The sequence below is a fragment of the Allobosea sp. LjRoot9 genome, assembly GCF_964252745.1.
GTDB lineage: Bacteria > Pseudomonadota > Alphaproteobacteria > Rhizobiales > Beijerinckiaceae > Allobosea.
In genome coordinates this window covers 1,329,818-1,352,019 of record NZ_CAXUPC020000001.1, presented here as the reverse complement: position 1 = coordinate 1,352,019, position 22,202 = coordinate 1,329,818, and the positions used below count along the sequence as shown (strand labels likewise).

The window sequence follows — 22,202 nt, the reverse complement described above, 5'->3', positions numbered from 1 at the left end:
CGCGTCAAAACAGAGAGCTAGAGCTGTTGAGCGATCCAACCGGATCGGAAACTGCTCTAGAAACCGCCGCGTTCCACATGCGGACCAGCCTGTCTTGCCCCGGCTCTCGGTCCGTAGGGTGTCCAAACGCCTATTGCGCGAGTGCTGCACGTTGCTTGAGGAGGGCGTCGAGTATGTCCTGCTGCTCGTTGATGCGGTCCGCGTTGCGGTCTTCGTCGGCGGCGCCTGAAAAGGCGGACGCTTGTTCCATCAGTTCTGCGAGGTTGGCGCGGGTGATGGCAATGCGTTCATCGAGTTCGGCGAGGGCGGCGGCGTCAGGCATGGGCTCGTCCTTTCGGGTTTGATCAGGTTGTCTGTCGAGCGATCTTGCGAGCGATCTTGATTGACCTCATCAGGCGGCGTTCGGCTTCCAGTCGACGACCTCGGTCGCGAGATTGGCCGCTGCCTCGATGATCGGCCGCGCCGGCATCGTGACATAGGACGCGGTGAAATTCATCGGCGTGGGAACCCAATCGCAGTTGAGGGCGACGAGTTCGCCGGATTCGAGGAAGCGCTCCACCAGCGGCGAAGGCAAGGTCGCGATGCCCAGGCCGTCCAAGGTCATGTTCAGACAGGCCGCCAGATTGCTGGATGAGACCGGGCGGCTGAGCCGGCTGCTGTTGCGCTTGAAATAGTCGACGACCTCCGCATAGGGCCGCGTATTCTTCGCATGTGTGAGAATGGGAAACCGAGCGAGATCATCGGCCCCGGCGGGATCGGGCAAGGCTGCGGCGAAGCGGGGTGCGGCGACCCATGGCAGCGCAACCGTTCCCAGCGGAAGATTGGCGACCGAGAGGTCCGAGACCGGTCCATTGAGGAAGGCTATGTCGAGCGAGCCGTCGATGAGATTGCGCTGGAGGTTGAAGGTGAGGTCCACGCTCAGTTCGACGACGACGTCGGGGAAGCGCACGGCCATCTCGCGCAGGAAGCGATGGAGCCAGGTCTGGGCCACGGTCTCCGCGACCCCGAGCCGCATGACAGATTGCCGGCTTGTCGTGTCGCCGGCCTGGAGCAGCGCCTCGGTCGCCTCAAGCGCCTTCGCTGCCAGTGGAAGCAACGCCTGGCCCTGATCGGTAAGCACGACGGAACCTGCGTCGCGCTCGAACAGGCGTTGGTTCAGGCCCCTTTCAAGCGCCGAAATGCGCGCCGAAATATTGGGCTGGGTCGTATTCATCTGTTCGGCGACACGGCGGAAATTCCGAAGCGAGGCCAGCCGGACGAAGGTCTCGATCTGTTTGAGCGTGATCTGCATTGAAAACCCGAGCTGCGTCCGCCTGATGCTGCGCCACAGGATAGATATTTTCTATCGTCTCAAGATAATCAAATAATTAGACGTGATTGTCGATCGCAGCCATCTTTTCGCCGGTTGGGATGGGCCGGCAGCACCGCTGGACTCCCTGATAGGTATTGAAAGGTGGCTTTCCGTGAGCGGTGTTGCATCGTCCCAAAGTACATCGTCCCCAAGTCCATCGTCCCAAGCTACATCGTCTCAAGGCAATCTCGGCGCCGATATCGGCGGCACCTTCACCGACGTCGTGCTGGAGATCCGTGGCGAGACCTTCTCGGCCAAGGTGCTGACGACCTATGATGCCCCCGAGCGCGCCATCATCGAGGGCATGCACCGCGTCTGCGCGAAGGCAGGGGTGACGCCCGCCGCGATCGGCCGGATCATCCACGGCACGACGCTCGCGACCAACGCACTGATCGAACGCCGCGGCGCGAAGACGGCGCTGATCACGACGGAGGGCTTCCGGGACGTGATCGAGATGCGCACCGAGAGCCGGTTCGAGCAGTACGACCTCAACCTGACGCTGCCCCAGCCCCTGCTGCCGCGCAACCGGCGCTATACGCTGCGCGAGCGCATCGGTGCCAATGGCGCGACGCTCATCCCGCTGCTGCGCGAGGACGTCGTTGCGCTGGCCGAGGAGATCGCGGAAGCGGGCTATGAGAGCGTCGCCGTCGGGCTGATCCATTCTTATCTCGATCCGGCGCATGAACGGCTGGTCCGCGAGGTTCTGCTGGAGCGTATTCCGGGCCTTGCGGTCTCGATTTCATCCGAGGTTTCGCCCCAGATGCGCGAATATGAGCGCTTCAACACCGTGGTGGCGAACGCCTACGTCAAGCCGATGATGAAGCGCTATCTCGCCAGCCTCGCAGCGAAGCTGGCCGATGAGGGCGCCAACTGCTCGATCTTCCTGATGCATTCGGGCGGCGGGATCATGTCGCTGGAAGGGGCGGCGGAGTTTCCTGTTCGCCTCGTCGAATCCGGGCCTGCGGGCGGGGCGATCTATGCAGCCGATGTCGCGGCGCGCTTCGGCCTCGACCGCGTTTTGTCCTTCGACATGGGCGGGACCACGGCCAAGATCTGCCTGATCAAGAACCAGACGCCGAAAACGAGCCGGGTCTTCGAGGTCGCGCGGAGCTATCGCTTCAAGAAGGGCTCCGGCATGCCGATCTCTATTCCCGTGATCGACATGGTCGAGATCGGCGCCGGCGGCGGCTCGCTCGCCCAGGTCGACTCGATGCGCCAGATCCGGGTCGGCCCCGAGAGCGCCGGTTCGGAGCCGGGGCCGGCTTGCTACGGCCGCGGCGGAGCAAGGCCTGCGGTGACGGATGCCGACGTGATGCTCGGCAAGATCGACCCCGCCAGCTTCGCCGGCGGCAGCATGGTGCTGGACATCGCCGCATCGCGCCGGGCCGTGCTGGCGCATGTCGCCGACCCGCTGGGGATGACGGACGAGACCGCAGCTTTCGGCATCGTCGAGGTGGTCGACGAGAACATGGCCAATGCCGCCCGCGTCCATGCGGTCGAGAATGGCGAGGACCTCTCCGCTTACACGATGATCGCCTTTGGCGGTGCGGCGCCGCTGCATGCCGGGCGGCTCTGCGAAAAGCTTGGCATCCAGCGTCTGCTCGTGCCGCCAGGCGCCGGCGTGGGCTCGGCGATCGGCTTCCTGCGGGCGCCGTTCAGTTTTGAGGCGACACGCAGCGTCTATATGCGTCTGGCTGCATTCGACGCGTCGACGGTGCGCGGTCTCCTGTCAGAGCTTGAAAACGAAGCCACGACCTTTGTGCGCTCCTGCGACGCAGAAGCGCCGCTCAGCGTCGAGACCAAGGTCTATATGCGCTATGTCGGCCAGGGTTGGGAAATCCCGATCGACGTCAGCCACGCCGCGCCGACGATCGACGCCTATCGCGAGCTGTTCGAGGCCGAATACGCCAAGCTGTTCTCCCGGACCGTCCAGGGGCTGGATATCGAGATCACCGTCTGGGCGGTCAATGCAAGCACGGCGAAAGCGGTGCCGGTGAGGGCCGAGTCGCTGGGACCCCTGGTGCCGCTGACGGCGATCTCGCAACGCGAGGTCTTCGATCCCGCCCTCGGGGCTCGGCTGACGGCGGGCGTGTTCCAGCGATCGCAGATCGCGGTCGGCCGGGTGGCGGAGGGGCCCTGCGTCATCGTCGAGGATGAAACCACCATCATCGTGCCGACGGGCTGCTCGGCGACGTGCCGCAGCGATGGCTGCATCGAGATCTTCAAACACGGGTCCGAGCCTGCGAAAGCGCGCTTGGCCGAGATGGCCGAGGCCTGAGCCATGACACAGCTATCCATGACACAGCTATCCACCGTTTCGCTGCAGGTGATGTGGAACCGCCTGATCTCGATCGTCGAGGAGCAGGCCCAGGCCCTGATCCGCACGGCCTTCTCGACGTCGGTCCGCGAGGCAGGCGACCTCTCGGCCGGTGTCTACAACCGGGCCGGGCTGATGCTGGCGCAGGCCGTGACCGGCACGCCGGGCCATGTCAACGCCATGGCCGATGCCGTCGCACATTTCATCCGCGAGATCGGGCCTGCGAATATTCTCGAAGGCGACATCTACATCACCAACGACCCCTGGATGGGGACCGGGCACCTTCACGACATCACCGTCGTGACGCCGTCCTTCTACGAGGGGCGGCATGTCGGCTTCTTCGCCTGCACGGCTCATGTCGTCGACATCGGCGGGCGCGGCTTCGGGGCGGACGCCAACTCCGTCTATGAGGAAGGCCTCTACATCCCGATCATGAAGTTCGCCGACCAGGGCAAGGTCGACCAGCCCTTCGTCAGGCTGGTGCGCGGCAATATCCGCGAGCCCGACCAGGTCGTCGGCGACATCTTCGCGCTCGCGACCTGCAATGATGTCGGCCATCGGCGGCTGATCGGCATGCTCGACGAATTCGCTCTCGACGGGTTGGAGCAGGTCGGGGATTTCATCCTCGAGAATTCACGCCGCGCGACGCTGGAACGGATCGCGGCGCTGCCCCACGGCGAGGCCGAGGGCTCGATGCTCAGCGATGGCTTTGCCACGCCGATCGAACTGAAGGTCAAGGTCACGATCGGCACCGACGAGGTCTGCGTCGATTTCGCCGGCTCTTCCGGCGTCGACCCCAAGGGCATCAATTGCCCGATGGTCTATTCCAAGGCCTATGCCTGCTATGCGCTGAAATGCGCGATCGCGCCCGAGATACCCAATAATGCGGCCTCGCTGGAACCCTTCCGCATCACCGCGCCGGAGAACACGATCGTCAACGCCCTGCACCCGGCGCCGGTCGCGTTGCGCCATGTCATCGGCCATCTGATCCCGGACACGGTCTACAATGCGCTCGACAAGCTTCTGCCCAAGACGGTTCCGGCCGAGGGGGCAGGGCCGCTCTGCAATTTCCAAGTTTCGCTGCGGCCGGCCTCGGAGGCCTCGCGCCTGGCCGGGGCAAGGCGCGCCGAGGTGTTGATGTTCAACTGCGGTGGCTCGGGGGCGCGCCCGACGCTCGACGGCATGAACACGACCGCCTTCCCATCCGGCGTCATGACCATGCCGATCGAAGCGACGGAGCATGCCGGCCCGATCATCATCTGGCGCAAGGAGCTGCGGCCTGATTCCGGCGGCGCCGGCCGCTTTCGCGGCGGCCTCGGTCAATTCATGGAGGTTGGAGCCGTCGAAGGGCATGTCTTCGACATGTCCGCGATGTTCGACCGCGTGAAGCATCCGCCGCGCGGACGCCTGGGTGGCGCTGATGGCGGCGCGACCGAGATCCGGCTCGACGACGGCACGGCGATGGCCGGCAAGGGGCGTCAGGGCGTCCCCGAGGGCCGCAAGGTCATGCTGTCGCTGCCTGGCGGCGCCGGCTACGGTCCGGCCGCCGAGCGGGGCCGCGCCGAGGTGCTGCGCGACCTTGCGCTCGGCTATATCTCGGCCAAGACCGCCAGAATCGATTACGGGCTTGGCGACGCCGAGATTGCGGCGGTTGAATCCGGACTGAAGCGCGGCGAACTGCCATCGGCAGAACGATGATGCGCCACGACATGAGAGCAATGCTCTAAGCTTTTAGAATCGATCACGTTTCCTGCATTCTGACGGAGTCGTCCGAATGCGACGTGATCTAAGGACGCCGATTATCTCTATCGCTGCCGCGCTGGCATGGTGTGGCGGTCAGCCTGTGACGACGCGAGGACCGAATGCCACATTACGACCGAATCCTGATCACTGGCGCGGCCGGCCGTCTCGGCTCGCAGCTTCGCACCGGCCTTGCGCCGCTGGCCAGGACGATCCGCGTCGCCGATCGCGAGCCGCTCGGCCCGCTTGCCGCCAATGAGGAGCAGGCGATCTTCGACTTGGCGGATATGGAGGCGACGATCGCAGCGACCGAAGGGTGCGATGCTATCGTCCATTTCGGCGGCGCGCCGACCGAACGCGAGTGGCAGACCATCCTCGATGCCGGTATTCGCGGCTCCTACCACATCTACGAAGGCGCCCGGAAACACGGCGTCAAACGCATCGTCTACGCGTCATCGGTCCATGCGATCGGCTATCACGAGGTTGGGGCCCAGATCTCGGTCGATGCACCGGTTCGCCCCGACTGCCTGTACGGCGTCGGCAAGACCTTCGTCGAAAGCCTGAGCCGGCTCTATTGGGACAAGTTCGGCATCGAGACAGCGTGCCTGCGCATCTTCTCGTCCTTTCCCGAACCCGTCGACCGCCGGATGCTCTGGTCCTATCTGTCCTTCGCCGATTGCGTGCGCCTCGTCGAAGCCGCGCTGACGGCGCCCTTCGTCGGCCACACGATCTCGTTCGGCACCTCGGACAACAAGGTCAAGGCCGTCGACAACAGCGGTGCCGGCCATCTCGGCTACCACCCGCAAGACAGTTCGGAGCCGTTCCGCGCCAAAGTCGAAGCCAACGCGCCGGCTCTCGACCCGAAATCTCCAGCAGGCCGATATCTCGGCGGCAAGTTCTGCGAGATGGGCCATCCCGACGACGAAGCGACGGCATGATCCTCGCAGCGGCCAAGGTCTTCGCAGGGGCATAATCGCGGTCGATGTGACGGCGACCGTCCGCGATCCTAATCAGATCACATGAGAACGGAGCAGACAGATGCTGGATGACAAGCGGTCGCATGGGCTGTGGGAGCTGTCCGCGCCGCCGCCGCCGCCGACTACCGCTCTGACCGGCGCCGTCTCGGCCGATGTGGTCGTCGTCGGCGCGGGCTATACCGGGCTGTCGGCTGCCCTGCATCTCGCCAAGGCCGGCAGGTCGGTCGTCGTGCTCGAAGCCGTCGAGATCGGCTTCGGCGCGTCCGGCCGCAATTCCGGCTTCGTCAATGCGGGCCTCTGGGTCATGCCCGACGACCTGATCGCGACGCTCGGCCCGGTCTATGGCAACCGCCTGATCGGGCTCCTCGGCGAGGCGCCGCGAGAGGTCTTCGCTCTGACGGAACGCTATGGCATGCAATGCCAGGCCGACCACCGAGGAACCTATCACTGCGCTGTCGGCGCCAGCGGCCTGAAGCAGCTTCGGGAGCGCCAGGCGCAGTGGAGCCGTCTCGGCGCCAAGGTCGAGCTGCTGAGCGCCAGCGACACGCAGTCCAGGACCGGGGCTACCGGCTATACCGGCTCGCTGTTCGACCCCCGCGCCGGCACGATCCAGCCGCTTGCCTATGCTCGCGGCCTGGCGAGCGCCGCGATGACCGAAGGCACAACCATCCACACCGGCAGCGCGGTAACGTCCTTCGACCGCACCGGCGACGCCTGGCTGGTCAAGACCGCCGGCGGCAGTGTCAGCGCCGATTGGCTCATCCTGGCGACGGACGCGTATTCGACCGGAGCGACCTCCGCCATCCGCGAGGAGCAGGTCCATCTGCCCTATTTCCACGTCTCGACCGCGCCTCTGAGCCACAACCTCCGCAAGACCATCCTGCCGAATGGCGGCGCGGGCTGGGACACCAAGACCATCCTGAGCGGCTTCAGGCTCGACGCGGAGGGGCGGCTGATCGTCGGCAGCGTCGGCGCATTGCGCGGGACCGGGCTCAGCGTTCATCGCGCCTGGATCAAGCGGCATATCCGCAAGCTGTTCCCGCAGCTCGGCGAATTCGAGCTCGAGACGGAATGGTACGGCAAGATCGGCATGACGCCGGATCACCTGCCGAGGCTGCACAGCTTCGGCCCGAACGCGATCGGTTTCAACGGTTACAACGGGCGCGGCATCGCGCCAGGCACGGTCTTCGGGCGCGAGCTCGCCCGCCTCATACTCGGCGAAATCGATCTCGAAGGCATGCCGCTTCCGGTGTCCGAGGTCGCCATGCCAGCCTTCCGGGCCATGAAGGAGGCCTATTACGAGGTCGGTGCGCAGGTGGCGCATCTTCCGATCGCGCCGGCATGAAGCGCTTAGGTCAATCGCTCAGAGCTGCAGCACGTTTGCGCCGATGCCGGGATCGACCGCGCGCTCCAGGCGGGTCGGGATCACGGTCACGCTGATCTCCAGCGAACCGCGCCCCACTTCGAGCGCCAGCAGATGGCCGCCGAAGGTGCGAAAGCTGTCGTCTCCGGCGGTGCCATGGGCATGGATGGATGGCTCGCCGTCCTTCCAGGCCAGCGTCCCGGACAGGTTCGTCAGCTCCAGGTTGTTCATCGTCTTCGGCGCGTATTCCTTCTTCTCGTAATCGAAGAAGCCGAAGGTCACATGGCCTGCGAAGCCGAGGCCACTGATGAAAGCGGATGGGATTGCCTCCTCCCGCATCAAGGCCTCAAGCCGCGCGAAGACATCGTCGCCCGGGCGCAGGACCATCAGGAAACCGGTCGGCGTCGCGATATGGCGTCTGGGCTCGCGCATGGCGGGGCTCATATGATCGTCGGCGTGATGCCGCCATCGACCCGCAACGCGGCGCCGTTCGTCGCCGCCGAGAGCGGGCTTGCCAGATAGGCGACAAGGCTGGCGACCTCCTCGGGTTCGATCATGCGCTGGATCAGCGAGCTTGGGCGTTCCTTGGCGAAATACTCCTGCTCCATCTCGCCGGCGGGAAGGTTAGGGTCGCTGGCGACACTGCGCAGGAAGTCCTCGATACCTGCAGAGCGCGTCGTGCCGGGCAGCACGGAATTGACGGTGACACGCGTGCCCTTGGTCGTCGCCGCCAGCCCGCGCGAGATTGCGAGCTGCGCCGTCTTGGTCATGCCGTAATGGATCATATTCGGTGGAACCAGGACCGCGCTTTCGCTGGAAATGAAGATGATCCGCCCCCAGTCCCGTGCGAGCATGCCCGGCAGATAGTGCCGCGAGAGGCGGGCGCCGCTCAATACGTTGATCTCGAAGAAGCGACGCCAGTCCTCGTCGGTGATCTCGCCGAATTCCTTGGATTCGTAGATGCCGAGATTGTTGATGAGGATATCGATGTCCGGCACAGCGGCGGTCAGTGCCGCCGCCCCTTCAGCGCTGGCCGGGTCGGCGAGCACGGCGCGAACGCTGCCGCCGATCGCGCTGGCGGCAGTATCGAGATTGGCCTGTGAGCGGCCGCAAATGACGACCTTCGCGCCTTCCGCGGCAAGTGAGCTGGCGATCGCCAGTCCGATGCCGGCGGTCGCGCCGGTGACGAGCGCGGTCTTGCCGGTGAGTTGCAGATCCATGGGGTCGTCTCCTCAATTCTGATGGACGGGTTCCAGCGGCTTCAGACTGCCTTCCAAGCGGAAGAACTGAGCGTCGGGAGTGGTGAAGAAGGCCAATGAGCGGCCTGCTTCGAAATCGTCGATATGAACGACGGTCGAGCCGTCGGCCTCCTGCCAGGAGATCGCATAGGTGCCGCCGAATAGATGGCGCCACGCGAACGCGACGGTCGCGCTGTTTCCGGTGAGCGCACCGCTCGTGATCTCGTAGGTCAGCGAGAGGCTCGCTTGGGCATAGGCGTTGGTGGCGACGAGATCGCCATAGTCGACTTCGAAGCGTTGTCCGGCCAGCGGAAAAGACATCTCATTCATCCCTGTTCTATCTCGCTTGTTCGATCTCGAAACGCGGCATGTCACGCTTCGCATGCCCTTAGCTTCGGGCGGGCGCGTCCGAGCCAGACCAGGCCCAGCCCTGCAGCCGCGAGCAGCCCGCCCGCGACCGGCACGGCCGCATAGCCGAGGCCGAGACTGATCACGGCGCCACCGACGGCCGCGCCGAGCGCATTGCCAAGGTTGAACGCGCCGACATTGATCGACGAGGCAAGGCCCGGCGCCTCCGATGCCGCCTGCATCACCCGCATCTGGACCGGCGGCACGATGGCGAAGGCCGCTGCGCCCCAGACGACGAGCCCGATCGCGGCGCCGACATGGCTGGAAAGCACGAAGGGCAGCGCCAGCATGATGAGCGCGAGCGCGCCCAGGAAGATCCTGGTCGCACCGTTGAGCGACCAGTCGGCGAGCTTTCCGCCGAGTCCGTTGCCGATGGTGAAGCCGACGCCGATCAGCACGAGGGCGAGCGTGACGAAGCCCTCCGAGGCGCCGGTCAGTTCGGTCAAGGTCGGCGCGACATAGGTGTAGAGCGTGAACATGGCGCCAGCCCCCATCACCGTCGTCGCCATGGCGAGCAGCACGGCCGGGCGCGTGAGGACACGCAGTTCCCGCCTGACATCCGGCATCGTGCCGGCTTCGCCCCTCGGCAAGGCGAGCCACAGCGCCGCGATGGCGATGAGCCCCAACCCCGCCGTGCCCGCGAAGGCCATGCGCCAGCCGATCTGCTGGCCGATCCAGGTCGCCGCCGGCACGCCGCCGATATTGGCGATGGTCAACCCCATGAACATGGTTGCGACGGCGCTGGCTTGCTTCTCCTTCGGCACCACGCTCGCGGCGACGATCGAGCCGAGCCCAAAGAAGGCGCCGTGATTGAGGCTGGTGACGAGGCGCGCGGCCAGCAGCGTCCAGTAGTCGGGTGACAGCGCCGACAGGAGATTGCCGATGGTGAAGATGCTCATCAGCAGCATCAGTGCGGTGCGCTTGCCGAACCGGCTGAAGGTGAGCGTCATCACCGGGGCGCCGATCATCACGCCGATCGCATAGGCGCTGACGAGCAGGCCGGCAGTCGGGATCGAGACATTCACCCCCTCCGCGATGACGGGCAGGAGCCCCATCGGCGCGAATTCGGTCGTGCCGATGCCGAAGGCGCCGACGGCCAGGGCTAGAAGCGGCCAGTTGATACCGGCTGCATCACCCTGTTTGGGCTGGATGCTTGAGGTTGCAGTGGTCATGTCCTGTTCCTCAGGCGTCCCAGGCGGGTGCCAGGCCGGGAGGACTGACGAGCCGGCCATCGGGACGAGCCAGCTTGCCGATCGCCGCCATGTCCTCGTCGCTGAGAGAAAAATCGAAGACGGCGAAATTCTCGGCGACACGCTCGGCCTTGGCGGTCTTGGATAGCGCGATGAAGCCCTGCTGGATCAGCCAGCGCAGCCCGACCTGCGCGGCGCTCTTGTCGTAGGTCTTGCCAATGCGCTGGAGCAGCGGATCGCGCGGCACCGCGCCGTCTGCCATGCCGTAATAGGCGGTGAGCGCGATGCCGGCCGCCCGGGCAGCCTCGATCATCGCGCTTTGGTCGAGATAGGGGTGCAGTTCGATCTGGTTGGTGACGATCGCTGCCTTGCTCGACGAGATCGACTCCCTGAGCTGCGCGACGTTCTGGTTGCTGACGCCGATGAAGCGGGTCTTGCCGGCTGCCTGCACGGCATTGAGCATCTCGATCTGAGCCGCGATGGTGACCTTGTCGGCCGGCCAGTGCAGCAGGAGCAAATCGACCTGATTGACCCTGAGCTTGTCGAGGCTCTCGTCGACCGACGCCGCGAATTTTTGCGGGCTGTAGTTGTCGACCCAGACCTTGGTGGTCAGGAAGAGATCCTGCCGCCGCGCGCCAGCGACGTGCAAGGCCTGGCCGAGGGCCGCTTCGTTGCCATAGATCTGGGCGGTGTCGAAATGTGTGAAGCCGGCTTCCAGAGCGGCTGGAACGACGCGCTCCACTTCAGCGTCCGACATCCGGAACACGCCGAAGCCAAGGGCGGGGATTTCGGCGCCGTGCGCCTTTACGATCTGCATGGGTCGTTCTCCTGTGATTGTCACGCGGCCAGTGCCGCCTTGTTGTCGGCGAGCGCCGGAATGACCTCCGACGCCAGTTCCTCGATCACCTCGCCAAGCGGTCGCGCCGACTGCCGCAGATTGATCGCGATATGGTCGACACCTCCGCACCCAAGCGCGCGGAAATGCGTGATCAGCGCCTTGCGCCCGATCCGTGCGCCAAAGCGGATCGGTTGGGCCGGAGCGTCGGGATCGTCGAGGAGATCGAGATGGAAGGCGCTGATGAAGGGGCGCATGCCGCCGGTCGCGTTCGTCCAATCGCTCGCCTGCGCGATCAGCCGATCAACGCTGCCGGGATAGACGAAGCGGCCATCCATGGTCGCCGCGAGCCATTCCTCGTCCTGCTGGGCGCGGCCGGCGACGATGAGCGGGATGCTCGCCTGTGCCGGCCGAGGCAGGAGATCGAGCGACGGCAGGCGCTGCCCGTCAACCGGCAGGCCGCCGTCCTGCCAGGCGGCACGGAGATAGCCGACCGCATCGCGGAAAGCCTGCCCGCGGCTGTCGAAGTCGATCCCGAGCAAGGGATACTCGATCGGCCGGTCGCCACTCGCCACGCCGAGGATCAACCGTCCGCCGGAAAGGGCGTCGATCGAGGCCGCGGCCTTTGCCGTCATCAGCGGATGGCGGATGGGCAGGACCACGGCGGCGGTGCCGAGCGCAACGTAGCGGGTGATACCCGCGAGAAAGCCGAGAAAGGCGAAAACATCGTAGACTGAGCCGGCATCGCCCATGTTCACGGCATCGAAGACGGGGACGTCGCGCACCCAAAGCGCCGCAAAGCCCAGGCTGTCGATCTTGCGGAGGAGGTCGCTTTGCGCGGAGAGGCCGGGTACGCCGCGCGGGCGTCCGTCGAGAATGCGACGCGCCTCGCCGTCGGGAGACCAGTCATTGTCGAGCGGGAGCTCGATTCCGAGCGTCAGCCGGTCGGTCGTCCTGATCAGGTCGAGTGCGGAAATTTTTGACATGCAGGGAAGATGGGCCCCGCAGACGTGCTTGATAATCCGCTCACCCTCCACATTATCTGTGAAGCAGATTCACAGATAGGAAGGCCGTAATGGATAACCGCGCTGGCGAGATGCAGGTCTTCCTCAGGGTCGTCGAAGCCGGGAGCTTTTCCGAGGCGGCACGGCTGCTGCGCATGACACCCTCGACGGTCAGCAAGCTGATCGGCCGGATCGAGGCGCGCCTCGGCGTCCGCCTGCTGGAGCGTTCGACCCGCCGTCTCTCGCTGACCAACGAGGGCCAAATCTACTACGAACGAAGCCTCGCGCTGCTGTCGGAGCTTGAGGACATGGAGCGTGACCTGGCGCAGGGTGGGGCGAATACGGGCGGCACTGTTCGCGTCAATGCCTCCGTCGCCTTCGGCGTGCTCGGCCTGGAGCCCTTGCTTCCGGCATTCTGGCAAGCGCATCCCAACATCATCGTTGATCTGTCGCTGTCTGATGAGATCGTGGATCTTTATCTGGACCGTACCGATGTCGCCTTCCGCGTCGGGGCGTTACAGGATTCGACCATGATGGCGCGGCGGATCGGCGTCGCCCACCGCAAGATTGTCGCGGCGCCGGATTATCTCACCCGCTACGGGACACCCCGGACGATCGACGATCTTGAGCGGCACAACTGTCTTGGCTTCAACTTCCGCCGCGCTGCTCCCGTCTGGCCGCTCAGGGAAAGCGGCCGCATTGTTGATCGCACGGTGAATGGCGCGCTGCTCGCCAATAATGGAGAGACGGTACGGCGCATGGCGCTCGCGGGTGTCGGCCTGGCACGCCTCGGCGACTATCACGCCCGCGCCGACATCGCCGCCGGACGATTGGTCGAAGTTCTGTCGGACGCGGTCAAGGGCGACGAGGAGGAGATTCACGCGCTCTATCTTGGCGGTCCCCGGTTGCCGCAGCGCGTTCGCGTCTTCCTCGATTTCGTCAGCCCGCGGCTTCAGCACTTCTTGAACGAGCCATAGCTCGTGCCGGCGGATGAATTTGAAGCGGCTTGCGAGCCGGAACCTCCGAGATCGGTATTCGCCGGCCAAATGGCACCATCGCATAAAGCATAGCTGCCCCGATTGCTGCGCCTGCCCATTCGTCACACTCTGCCTCGGTGGGACGTCGGTCGGTTGGGGATGCTCCAGCCCATGTTTCTGGCGGCGCCGCTGGCCGAGGCTCGGTTCTTGCTGGCGGCAGAATGGACTGCGGAGAGGGCGTCAACGTCCGATGGAGAGGCAATGCAGAATGACGCGACAGTGAGCGATCGACGGGTCTTTGTGTGGATCGCTCCAATGGCTGGACACAGCCTTGTTCGCCGAGCGATGAGCCGGCTGCGATGACCTATTCCATCGCCGGCATGTGCCGACGAACAGGCATGTTCGGTCTTGCGGTCACGACGTCGTCGATTGCCGTGGGAAGCCGCTGCCCCTTCGCGAAAGCTGGCGTCGGGGCCGTTCTGACCCAGCATTGCACGGATCCCCGGCTGGGGCCGCGCGGCATAGCCCTGCTTGAGGAGGGCAAGACGGCGGCGGAGGCCATCGCCACCCTCACGGATGCCGGGCCCGAGATCGAGCACCGGCAGCTCGCGATCATAGACAGGCACGGTGGCACGGCCTGGTTCCATGGCAAGCGCATCCTCTCGACGCATCACGCCTCGCAGGCCGACGGTTGTGTCGCGATCGGGAACATCATCCGCACGCCATCCGTCGTCAGCGCGATGACCGAGACCTTCGCGAGCCTTCCCGACGCGCATCTCGGCGAAAGGCTGATGGCGGCGCTGGAGGCCGGCTACGAGGCCGGTGGGGAGCTCAAGCAGGAGAAGTCGGCCGCCTTGCTCGTAGTCCACGAGGAAACCTTCCCGCTGGTCGATCTGCGGGTCGATTACGACCGCGCCGCGATCGCCCAGCTGCGCTTCCTCTGGGAGAACTACACGCCGGTCATGGCCTCCTATGTCGAGCGCGCGCTCGATCCCGAAGCTTCGAAATACTGGGTCAAGTGAGCCTGCGTCGCCTTTCCCGGGGTAAAGCGTTTTCGAGCGAATCGGACACCGCTTCGCTTGAAGAAAACGCGTTAAGACAAAGACATAGGGCAATTGAACGATCCAATAGGATCCGAAATTGCTCCAGCACGATCATCCAACGCCGCATCTGTGAAGGAGAACAGCCGTGACGATCCTCTCCCGCCGCGACCTTGTCGCGGGTGCCGGCGCTGCCGCCTTGCTCGGTCCCATGCCCGCCCGCGCCCAAGGGGCCAATATTGCCCGCATCGCCATGGCTGGCTCGATCCGGACGCTCGATCCCACCATGACCAGCAGCGCCGACGAGTACATCTACGACGTGCTCGTCTTCAACGGCCTGGTCCGGATCAAGGAAGACATGACGATCGCCCCCGATCTGGCGGAGAGCTGGAGCTGGGACAGCAGTTTGAAGTCCTGCACCTTCAAGCTGAAGCCGGGCGTGAAATTCCACAACGGACGCGAAATGACCTCCGCCGACGTGGTCGCCACCTTCCGCCGCATCGTCGACCCGGCCACGGGCGCGATCGCCCGCAATACCTTCGAGATGATCGAGGCGATCGAGGCGAGCGACCCGCTGACCGTCACCTTCACGCTGAAATATCCCTATGCCGGCTTCGTCGACATCCTCGGCGATCGCCAGGCCAAGATCGTCCCGGCCGACGCCATCGCGACCATGGCGACCCAGCCCATAGGCACCGGCCCGTTCCGCTTCCGCAGCCATACACCAGGCGACCGGATCGTGCTCGTGCGTCACGACGACTATTTCGAGAAGGGCTTGCCCAAGCTCGCCGGCGTCGAGCTTCGCATGATGCCCGAGATGAGCTCTCGGCTGAATGCACTCAAGGCGGGAGACATCGATATCGTCTGGGAGCTGAACCCTGAGGATATCAAGGTGCTGCGCGAGAACCCCAGCTTGCGGGTCGAAAGCGTCACCTCTGCATCCTGGGATACGGCGGTGATGAACAACACCATCGCTCCCTTCAACGATGTGCGTGTCCGCAAGGCTTTCCATCTGGCCGTGGACAAGCGCGACGTGATCGATCTGACGCTCTTCGGCGAAGGGGCACCGGTTCACAGCCCGATCGCGCCGTCGAGCGCGGCCTTTGCAACTGATCTGCCGATCGCCAAGTCCGATCCGGCGGCGGCGCGGAAGCTGTTGCGCGAGGCTGGTTATCCCAACGGCGTCAAGGTTCCGCTGGTCATTCCGGTCGGCCGCGCCACTCGCGAACGGCTCGGCGTCACGCTGCAGCAGCTTGCTCGCCCCGGCGGCTTCGACATCGAAATCCAGCGCGTGCCGGCGGCGCGCTATCTGGCGGAGGTGTCCGGCAAGGCGCCGCTCTATGTCGACGGCTATCTGGCGCGCCCGACGCTCGATACCGCGACCTATTCCTTCCTCCACTCGACCGGCGTCTTCAACAACCTGCTCTGGCACTACAACAATCCCGATGTCGACAGGACGCTGGAGGCGGCGCGAAGAGCCATCGATCCCGCCCAGCAGCGCGAGCACTATGTCCAGCTGCAGCGCCTGCTCTTCGACAATCCGCCGGGCTTCTTCGCCTATGCGGTGAATTTCGGCTGCGCCTATCGCAGCGCGCTGAAGGGCGTCACCGCCCATCCGATGCGCTGGTTCGATCTGCGCAACGCAAGCTTCGCCTGACATGCTGGTCTATGCCGCGCGCCGCATCCTGGGCATGGTCGTCGTTCTCTTCGCCATGTCGGCGGTGGTCTTCGCTGCAATCCATCTGCTGCCCGGCTCGGTCGCGCATATGGTGCTGGGCGAATACGCCACGGCCGATGCCGTGGCGGCACTGGAGCTGAAGCTCGGCCTGCGCGACCCGATCCTGGTGCAATACTGGCGCTGGCTCTCGGGCGTGCTGCGTGGCGAGTTCGGCCAGGCGCTCTCGATCGATCAGCCGGTCGCCAGGCTGATCGGCGGGGCGCTCGAACGCTCGGCTGTGCTCGGCGGCATGAGCCTGCTGCTGGTTGCGATCATGGGCATCGCGCTGGGCATTCACTCCGCCGTCCATCGCGGTTCGTTGAGCGATCGTGCTCTAACCATGATGCAGTACACGCTGATCGCCATCCCCGAATTCTTCTGGTGCACCGTCGCCATCATCGTCTTCGCGGTCTGGCTCGGCTGGCTGCCGGCGACTGGCTATACGCCGCTTGCGGATGCCGGCCTGCTGCAATGGCTGCGGCATCTGATCCTGCCGGTGATCTGCCTGTCGCTGGGCCTGACGGCGCATGTCTCGCGCATGGTGCGCTCGTCGATGCTGGAGGCGATCGAGAGCCGCTACGTCCTGGCCGCGCGCGCCAAGGGCGTGCCCGAGCGGCTGGTGCTGCTGCGGCACGCGCTGCCCAACGCCATGCTGCCGGCGATTACGGTGCTCGCCATCGACGCCGGCATCCTGATCGGCGGCATCGTCGTGGCGGAAACTGTGTTTTCCTTTCCGGGGCTGGGAAGCCTGTTGATGTACGCCATCCAGAATCATGACATCCCGTTGCTGCAGGCCGGGATGCTGGTTGTAACGGCGGTCTATTCATTGGCGACGCTGGTCGCCGATCTCGCATCGGCCATGCTGAACCCGCGCATCCGCTTGGGGGCCGCGCACTGATGACGGCCGTCGCGCAGAAACGCCGCCGCCGGCATGTGCCGCTCATTCTCGTGGCGGGAGCCGCCATCGTTGTCGTCATGGTCCTGCTCGGGCTGATCGGGCCCTGGATCGCACCTTACGATCCCACCATGTTCGCGGTCCGCAGCCGCATGCAGCCGCCCTCCGGCCTGCACTTGTTCGGCACCGACGAGTTCGGCCGCGATGTGCTCTCGCGCATCCTGGCCGGCGGCTATTATTCGTTGGCGATGGGCTTCGGCGCCACGGCGATCAGCCTCGTCATCGGTGTTCCGCTGGGGCTGATCGCAGCCTTCTATCGCGGCTGGGTCGACGACGTGATCATGCGGATCATCGATCTGATGATCTCGCTGCCGCCGATCCTGGTCGGGCTGCTGATTTTGGCCGTGACCTCGCCGGGGCTGGGTAAGACCATCGTCGCGGTGGGGCTGGTCTATGTGCCGATCATGACGCGCCTGACGCGCTCGGTGGCGCTCGGCGTGCTGGCGCAGGATTTCATCGAGGCCGCCGCCGCCCGCAGGGAGAAGACCTTCTACATCCTCTGGCGCGAGGTTCTGCCTAATGTCTGGCCGACCATCATCGTGGAGACCTCGCTGCGCATCACCTTCGCGATCCTGCTGGGTTCCGCGCTCTCCTTTCTCGGTCTCGGCCCACAGCCGCCCGCCAGCGAATGGGGCTTGATGATCGCTGAAAGCCGGCCCTTCCTCGATCGCGCGCCCTGGATCGGTCTCGCGCCGGGGCTGTGCCTCTGCGTCCTGCTGGTCGCCGTCAATTTCGTCGGCGAGGGCCTGCGCGACCTGCTCGATCCTCGCATGCAGGGGCGCGGTCATGGCTGACCTCCTGCTCGATATTCAAGGCCTGTCGCTGCGCTACGCCACGGCCAACGGCCCGGTCACGGCGCTGAACGATGTTTCGCTGGCGATCCCGCGCGGCGGCGCGATGGGCCTCGTCGGCGAAAGCGGCTCCGGCAAATCATCGATGCTGCTGGCCATGCTCGGCCTGCTGGGCAAGGGTGCTGCGGTCACGGCCGATGCAGCCCGCTTCGACGGGCAGGATCTGCTGAAGGTCGCCGCATCCCTGCGCGGGCGACGGATCGGAACCGTTTTCCAGGATCCTTCGGCGGCACTCAATCCCGCCTTGACCATCGGCATGCAGGTGGCCGAACCGCTGACTCTGCATCGCGGCATGAACTGGCGCGAGGCAATGGAGCGAGCCGAAGGGCTGCTGGCGGAGACCGGCATCCACGATCCCGCCGCGGTGCTGAAGGCCTATCCGCATCAATTGTCGGGCGGCATGAAGCAGCGCGCCGTGATCGCCCAGGCGCTCGGCTGCGAGCCGGAGCTGCTGCTGCTCGACGAGCCGACGACCGCGCTCGACGTCACGGTCGAGGCGCAGATCCTCGATCTGCTCGACGCGCTGCGGGCGCGGCGCGGGATCTCATTGCTGTTGGTCAGCCATAATCTCGGTATCGTCGACCGGATCTGCGACGACCTGACGGTGCTCTATGCCGGCCGCGTGGTGGAGCAGGGGCCCTGTGCCCGGGTTCTCGCCGGGCCGCGCCATCCCTATGCGCGCGGGCTGATGGCTGCCATGCCGGTCATCAGCCATGCCAAGCAGCGCTTGACCTCGATCGAGGGAAACCTGCCGGATCTGACGCTGGTCGATCCCGGCTGCAATTTCGCGCCGCGCTGTCCCTTCGCGGCGCCGTCATGCGTCGAGCCCCAGGCCCTGGCAGGTGAGGGCGATCATCGCGTGCGCTGCCACCGGGCGGCGGAGACAGCCGCTCTGCCCTGGCCGGAGCAGAAGAAAGAGTCCCCGGCGGCGATGGAGGCCGCGTCGGAGCGCAGGCCCTTGCTCGAGGCGCGGGGCATGAGCCGGCGTTTCGCTGGCCATGGCGGCCTCTGGCGCAGTCTCGACTGGCGTGGCGGCTGGCCGAAGCTGGCGCCGCGCAAGAGTGTCGTCGCGGTCGACGATGTGACGATCGAGGTCCGCAGCGGCGAGGTTCTGGGCCTTGTGGGAGAATCCGGCAGCGGCAAGTCGACGCTTGGGCGGTTGCTTCTGCGTCTGGTCCCGGCCGATGCGGGGCAGCTCGAATTCGGTGGCACTGAGGTTCCGCTGCGCCCCTCCAGCGGCTTCTGCCAGCAGGCGCAGATCATCTTCCAGAATCCGGATTCCGCGCTTAACCCGCATCATACGGTTCAGGAGATCCTGAAGCGTCCGCTCGAACTGTTCGGGATCGCCAAGGGGGCGGCGGTGGGCGCGGAGATCGACCGGCTGCTGGATCTGGTCCGGCTGCCGCGCAGCTATCGCTCGCGCTATCCGCACCAGATGTCGGGTGGGGAGAAGCAGCGCATCGGCATTGCGCGCGCCCTTGCGGGGCGGCCGAGATTTATCGTCTGCGACGAGGCCGTCTCGGCGCTCGATGTCTCCGTTCAGGCCGCCGTGCTGAATCTGCTTTCCGACCTGCGGGCGCAGTTCGGCCTGTCCTATCTGTTCATCTCGCACGATATCGGCGTGATCGCCCATATCTCCGACCGGATCGCGGTGATGTATCGTGGCGTCATCGTGCAGCAGGGCGAGGCGGCCCAGCTCCTGCGCGGTCCGCACCACCCCTATACGGCATCGCTGCTGTCTGCCGTTCCTGTCGTGGGTTCGGCAAGGTCACAGGCGGGCAGCCGCATCAGGCTGGCCGAGAACGCCATGGCTACTCCCGGCGAAAAAGGCTGTTCCTTCGCCTCGCGCTGCCCGCAGCAGCTCGGCAGCCTGTGCCGGACGCAGGTGCCGACGCAGCGCCGGCTGAGCAATGGCGTCATGATGGCGTGTCATTTGCCGGACACGCAGCTGGAGACGGTCGCACTGGGTTTGTCCTAGAGAAACTTCCGATCAAATTAGATCATTAAATTACTCTAGGTCATTGTTTTAATGCGCTTTCTACATGCGACCGGTGTCCGCTTCGCTCGAAAATACTCTCGTCGTCTTCGGCGACTTTGCCGGCAATGCCACCGAAATGCAGGGCGCGGCCGGAAGTTGATGACGGCTGGCAATTTGGCACTACGATTGCCGATCCTTAGAACGATGCCCGGAATCTCGACGCCGTGATCCGCAACCTGCCGCTCGCCACGCTGCGCACCTTCGAGGCTGCTGCCCGCCACCAGAGCCTGGCGAAGGCCGCGGTCGAACTGAGCCTGACCGACAGCGCCGTCAGCCATCAGCTCAGGCGGCTGGAGGAGGCGCTTGGCGTCGACTTGTTCGAGAAATCGGGCAGGGGCGTCGTCCTCTCCGATGCCGGGCGGATTTTCTCGCGCACGGTCGGCACGGCGCTGCAGGATATCGCCCGCACGGCCCATAGCCTCGCAGATGCCGATCAGGTCGGAGGGCGGCTTACCATCGCTTGCTCGCCCATGTTTGCCAGTAAGTGGCTCGCAAAATATCTCGCGGATTTCTGCTACGACCACCCAGCCATCGAGTGCCATATCCAGCTGGTCGAGAATGATCGCGTCGCCGAGGTTGCCGATGCGGATCTCGGCATCCAGTTCGGCAGCGGCTCATGGAAGGCGAAATGGTCGGCTCTGCTCGAGCACATCGCCATCGCGCCTGCCTGCAGCCCGCTCCTGTTCCAGCGCGCCGGCCGCAGCTTCGCCAGGCCGTCCGACCTTCAGGACGTGATGCTGTTGCATCAGGACGACGGTACAGAATGGCGGCGCTGGCTTGCCGGCGAAGGCGAGCATGATTTCGAGATCTTCCGCCGCCATCTGTACTGCAACGACCTCAGCATCGCGATCGATCTCGCCGCCGAGGGGGCCGGCGTGGTTCTCGTCAGCGACACGCTGTCGGCCTCGCATATCGGCGAAGGCACGCTGCTGCGGCCCTTCGCCGGCACGATCCAGGCGACGGGCGGCTGGTACGTGCTGTGCGATACCTCCAGGCTGGAACGCTCGAACACCAGGCTGTTCCTGCACTGGCTGCTCGGGCGTTTCGGCCAGGCGGTCAATCTGAACGGAGGCGATCAGGCGGCGGCAATAGGCTTCGACGACAACCCGTAGAGCAGGCTCAGGATCAGCGAGGCGCCGGTCGAGCCGGTGATGTTGCGCGGATCGAAGGGCGGTGAGATCTCCACCAGATCGGCGCCGATCACCTTGCCGCTCGCGCCGATCCGGCGCAGCGCATACTGGATGTCGTGAGCGGAAAGGCCGAACGGGTTGGGCGCCGCGGTGCCCGGCGCCTGCGACAGGTCCAGCACGTCGATGTCGACGGAGACGTAGATCGCGTCCGTACCGTTCCCGGCGACCGCGAGCGCCTGCTCGACCACGGCGGCCATGCCGCGCTCGCGAACCTCCAGGCCGGAGACGACGGTGACACCCATCTCCTTGGCGTAGTCGTCGAGTTGCGGCGAGTTGGTGAACTCGGCCATGCCGATCTGCACCAGATTGGGGCCGCTCAGCAGCGTGCCGGGCATCTCCAGCGTCTTGCGGAAGGGCACGCCGCTCGATTCCGCGCCCAGATGCGCCTTGCGCAGATCGTGATGGGCATCGAAATGGATCACGCCGAGCTTCTTGCCCGGGCCCATCGCCTCGATCACGCCGCGCATATTGGGATAAGCGATCGAATGGTCGCCGCCGATCATCACCGGCACGATCCCGCGCGAGACCAGCGTGCTGACCGTCTGCGTGATGCGCTTGAAGGTGCCCTCCATATCGGTGAGCACCACCTGAACGTCGCCGATATCGGCGGCGCGGAAATCCGTCATGGTGCGGCGGTCGCGGCTCGAATAGGTGGTGAAATACATCAGGCCCTGGCGCACGGCATCGGGGCCATGCCGCGAGCCTGTCCTGACCACCGAAGCACCGTCATAGGGCACGCCGACGATGGCGCAGTCGAGATCGAGCGTGCCGTCCCAGCTCAGCCAGGCGCCGGCGCGATGCTCCGCCACATCGCCCTTCATGGTGTTGACGATCAGGCCGGGTGGGAGAAGATCGAGATGTTTCAAGGTGCGCTCCTTGCTGTCCGTGGAGCGAGATTAGACATGCCGGGCGCGGCTTGGTGAAGTGAAGCTTCATCAGCCTTCAGGTGAGAGATTTTCAGCTATGAAGGCAGCGCTCAACAATTAATCGAAATGGCTGCGTTTTATACGT

At 65.2% G+C, this 22,202-nt stretch carries 20 protein-coding genes; 11 read left to right on the top strand and 9 right to left on the bottom strand.

Going from position 1 to position 22,202, the window contains the following annotated elements; all coding sequences use genetic code 11:
• Positions 1-130: 130 nt before the first annotated feature.
• Complete coding sequence (locus ACSQ3P_RS06360; protein ID WP_436164736.1) at positions 131-322, bottom strand: hypothetical protein; 192 nt, start codon at positions 320-322, stop codon at positions 131-133.
• 69 nt (positions 323-391) lie between these two features.
• Positions 392-1,291, bottom strand: a complete 900-nt coding sequence (locus tag ACSQ3P_RS06355) for a LysR family transcriptional regulator (protein WP_436164735.1) — start codon at positions 1,289-1,291, stop codon at positions 392-394.
• Positions 1,292-1,550: 259 nt separating this feature from the next.
• Between ACSQ3P_RS06355 and ACSQ3P_RS06350 the strand changes: the two genes are divergently transcribed.
• The 4 genes from ACSQ3P_RS06350 to ACSQ3P_RS06335 all read left to right on the top strand — a co-directional run bounded on the left by ACSQ3P_RS06350 (position 1,551) and on the right by ACSQ3P_RS06335 (position 7,730).
• Positions 1,551-3,629: a hydantoinase/oxoprolinase family protein gene (locus tag ACSQ3P_RS06350; protein WP_436165172.1), complete on the top strand. Its 2,079-nt coding sequence runs from the start codon at positions 1,551-1,553 to the stop codon at positions 3,627-3,629.
• An 18-nt stretch (positions 3,630-3,647) separates the two neighbouring features.
• Positions 3,648-5,366 (top strand): hydantoinase B/oxoprolinase family protein, encoded by a 1,719-nt coding sequence (locus ACSQ3P_RS06345; protein WP_436164734.1) that lies wholly within the window; start codon positions 3,648-3,650, stop codon positions 5,364-5,366.
• A 164-nt stretch (positions 5,367-5,530) separates the two neighbouring features.
• A complete protein-coding gene (locus tag ACSQ3P_RS06340; protein ID WP_436164733.1) occupies positions 5,531-6,346 on the top strand; it encodes an NAD-dependent epimerase/dehydratase family protein in 816 nt (271 codons plus the stop codon).
• A gap of 100 nt (positions 6,347-6,446) precedes the next feature.
• On the top strand, positions 6,447-7,730 hold the full coding sequence (locus tag ACSQ3P_RS06335; RefSeq protein ID WP_436164732.1) for an NAD(P)/FAD-dependent oxidoreductase: 1,284 nt from the start codon (positions 6,447-6,449) through the stop codon (positions 7,728-7,730).
• An 18-nt stretch (positions 7,731-7,748) separates the two neighbouring features.
• Here the strand turns inward: ACSQ3P_RS06335 and ACSQ3P_RS06330 are convergent, their stop codons facing one another.
• The 6 genes from ACSQ3P_RS06330 to ACSQ3P_RS06305 are packed head-to-tail and all read right to left on the bottom strand — an operon-like array spanning position 7,749 to position 12,405.
• Positions 7,749-8,180, bottom strand: coding sequence for a PPC domain-containing DNA-binding protein (locus ACSQ3P_RS06330; protein WP_436164731.1), 432 nt, complete (start codon positions 8,178-8,180; stop codon positions 7,749-7,751).
• 8 nt (positions 8,181-8,188) lie between these two features.
• Entirely contained in the window at positions 8,189-8,968 is a 780-nt protein-coding gene (locus ACSQ3P_RS06325; protein WP_436164730.1) for an SDR family NAD(P)-dependent oxidoreductase, read from the bottom strand.
• A 12-nt stretch (positions 8,969-8,980) separates the two neighbouring features.
• Entirely contained in the window at positions 8,981-9,307 is a 327-nt protein-coding gene (locus ACSQ3P_RS06320; RefSeq protein ID WP_436164729.1) for a MoaF-related domain-containing protein, read from the bottom strand.
• Between the two features lie 50 nt (positions 9,308-9,357).
• Positions 9,358-10,566 (bottom strand): MFS transporter, encoded by a 1,209-nt coding sequence (locus ACSQ3P_RS06315; RefSeq protein WP_436164728.1) that lies wholly within the window; start codon positions 10,564-10,566, stop codon positions 9,358-9,360.
• A gap of 10 nt (positions 10,567-10,576) precedes the next feature.
• Positions 10,577-11,401: an aldo/keto reductase gene (locus ACSQ3P_RS06310; RefSeq protein ID WP_436164727.1), complete on the bottom strand. Its 825-nt coding sequence runs from the start codon at positions 11,399-11,401 to the stop codon at positions 10,577-10,579.
• 20 nt (positions 11,402-11,421) lie between these two features.
• The gene (locus ACSQ3P_RS06305; RefSeq protein WP_436164726.1) at positions 11,422-12,405 is read right to left on the bottom strand and encodes a TIGR03571 family LLM class oxidoreductase; all 984 of its coding nucleotides are present in this window, start codon (positions 12,403-12,405) and stop codon (positions 11,422-11,424) included.
• An 89-nt stretch (positions 12,406-12,494) separates the two neighbouring features.
• On the opposite strand from ACSQ3P_RS06305, the gene ACSQ3P_RS06300 reads away from it, so the two are divergent.
• The 7 genes from ACSQ3P_RS06300 to ACSQ3P_RS06270 all read left to right on the top strand — a co-directional run bounded on the left by ACSQ3P_RS06300 (position 12,495) and on the right by ACSQ3P_RS06270 (position 21,113).
• Positions 12,495-13,400 carry a LysR family transcriptional regulator gene (locus ACSQ3P_RS06300; protein ID WP_436164725.1) on the top strand — a complete coding sequence of 302 codons (906 nt, stop codon included), beginning with the start codon at positions 12,495-12,497 and terminating at the stop codon, positions 13,398-13,400.
• Positions 13,401-13,759: 359 nt separating this feature from the next.
• Positions 13,760-14,422: a DUF1028 domain-containing protein gene (locus tag ACSQ3P_RS06295; RefSeq protein ID WP_436164724.1), complete on the top strand. Its 663-nt coding sequence runs from the start codon at positions 13,760-13,762 to the stop codon at positions 14,420-14,422.
• A 166-nt stretch (positions 14,423-14,588) separates the two neighbouring features.
• A complete protein-coding gene (locus tag ACSQ3P_RS06290; RefSeq protein ID WP_436164723.1) occupies positions 14,589-16,097 on the top strand; it encodes an ABC transporter substrate-binding protein in 1,509 nt (502 codons plus the stop codon).
• Position 16,098: 1 nt separating this feature from the next.
• Positions 16,099-17,055 (top strand): ABC transporter permease, encoded by a 957-nt coding sequence (locus tag ACSQ3P_RS06285; RefSeq protein ID WP_436164722.1) that lies wholly within the window; start codon positions 16,099-16,101, stop codon positions 17,053-17,055.
• Positions 17,055-17,906 (top strand): ABC transporter permease, encoded by an 852-nt coding sequence (locus ACSQ3P_RS06280; RefSeq protein WP_436164721.1) that lies wholly within the window; start codon positions 17,055-17,057, stop codon positions 17,904-17,906. The genes ACSQ3P_RS06285 and ACSQ3P_RS06280 overlap by 1 nt, the downstream gene beginning before the upstream one ends.
• Complete coding sequence (locus ACSQ3P_RS06275) at positions 17,899-19,941, top strand: dipeptide ABC transporter ATP-binding protein (RefSeq protein ID WP_436164720.1); 2,043 nt, start codon at positions 17,899-17,901, stop codon at positions 19,939-19,941. Before ACSQ3P_RS06280 ends, ACSQ3P_RS06275 begins: the two co-directional genes overlap by 8 nt.
• A gap of 224 nt (positions 19,942-20,165) precedes the next feature.
• Positions 20,166-21,113: a LysR substrate-binding domain-containing protein gene (locus ACSQ3P_RS06270; RefSeq protein WP_436164719.1), complete on the top strand. Its 948-nt coding sequence runs from the start codon at positions 20,166-20,168 to the stop codon at positions 21,111-21,113.
• On the opposite strand, the gene ACSQ3P_RS06265 is transcribed toward ACSQ3P_RS06270, so the two are convergent.
• Positions 21,077-22,057 (bottom strand): agmatinase family protein, encoded by a 981-nt coding sequence (locus tag ACSQ3P_RS06265; RefSeq protein WP_436164718.1) that lies wholly within the window; start codon positions 22,055-22,057, stop codon positions 21,077-21,079. The two genes, ACSQ3P_RS06270 and ACSQ3P_RS06265, sit on opposite strands and share 37 nt — an antisense overlap.
• Positions 22,058-22,202: the final 145 nt, after the last annotated feature.